This window comes from Streptomyces sp. MBT65, from assembly GCF_016612545.1.
In the GTDB taxonomy this organism is placed as follows: Bacteria; Actinomycetota; Actinomycetes; order Streptomycetales; family Streptomycetaceae; genus Streptomyces.
In genome coordinates, this window is the sequence record NZ_JAENRY010000643.1 from 1 (window position 1) to 1100 (window position 1100).

Sequence of the window (1100 nt, forward strand, 5' to 3'; positions counted from 1 at the left end):
GTCTCGGCTGTGTCCGCCACCGCCATGGTCGACTTGGCGGTGGCGGACACAGCCGAGACACTCCTCCGCAGCTACCTGCACGCCGCCGCCATCGACGGCCGCACCATCCGCCACGTCCACCGCTGGTCCCAGGGCACCCAGATCCAGGACGCGGTACGCATCCTCCGCACCAACCCCAAGGCAGCCCCCGGCGCGGCAGGCGAACTGGAAGCGGCCCTCACGTCCCACCCCGAACGCCGCGACATCGCGCAGGAGTTGACGAGCCGCGCGCTGTCCGCCCTCTTCACGGTCAACATCCGCGAAGCCTGCACACCCAACAGAACTGACGCGCTCTCCTTGGATTCCTTCACGAACGAAGGGGGCACGCTTTATCTGGTCGGTGAATCCATTGAGGACCCCCGTACAAACCCGGGCGCGATGCCTCTCCTCACCGCCCTCGCATCAAGCGTGGTCGAGCGCGGCCGGCACATGGCCGAACGGTCATCGGCCGGTCGCCTCGACCCACCAATGACGCTTGTCCTGGACGACGTTGCCGCCGTGGCCCCGCTCCCCCAACTCCCCGAGCTTCTGGCCACCGGAGCGGACCGAGGCCTGCCGACCCTGGCCCTGCTCCGCTCCAGAGAACAGGCCAGGGCCCGCTGGCCACACCACGAACTCCCGGTATAGCAACGGGACTCCATGGTGTTACGACGGTCACGGCTACGGCCGCTCGACCACCATCTCCACCTCAAGCTGGTCCGCGTGCTCGCCCAACGGCACGGTGACTCCCGTGGGGACGAAGCCGGCCTTGCCGTAGAAGCGCCGGGCCCGTTCGTTGTCCTCATGCACGATGAGCCGCACCCGCTCGACCCCGCGCCCCCAGGCCCACTCCAGGGCCGCGTCGAAGAGCACCTCGGTCAGCCCGATGCCCCGGACCTCCGGGCGCACGAACACCGCGACGATGTGCCCCTGCTTCCGCTCGACCTCGTAGCCGGCCCAGTCGACGGACCCGGCCTCCTCAAGGAGCACGGTCAGCGTCCCGACCCACTCGCCCTCGGGCCCCTCGGCAATGATCTGCTGAGCCCCGTCAGCCCCTTCGGCGGCCCCTACGGCCCGCTCCT

General features: G+C 69.5%; 2 protein-coding genes. One reads left to right on the top strand and one right to left on the bottom strand.

Features of this window, described 5'->3' with window-relative positions; all coding sequences use genetic code 11:
• A partial coding sequence (locus JHN63_RS51270; RefSeq protein WP_234478965.1) for a type IV secretory system conjugative DNA transfer family protein occupies positions 1-666 on the top strand: 666 nt, incomplete at its 5' end.
• A gap of 33 nt (positions 667-699) precedes the next feature.
• Here the strand turns inward: JHN63_RS51270 and JHN63_RS51275 are convergent.
• Positions 700-1100 (bottom strand): N-acetyltransferase (locus JHN63_RS51275; protein ID WP_200691972.1); only part of this gene is annotated, 401 nt, incomplete at its 5' end.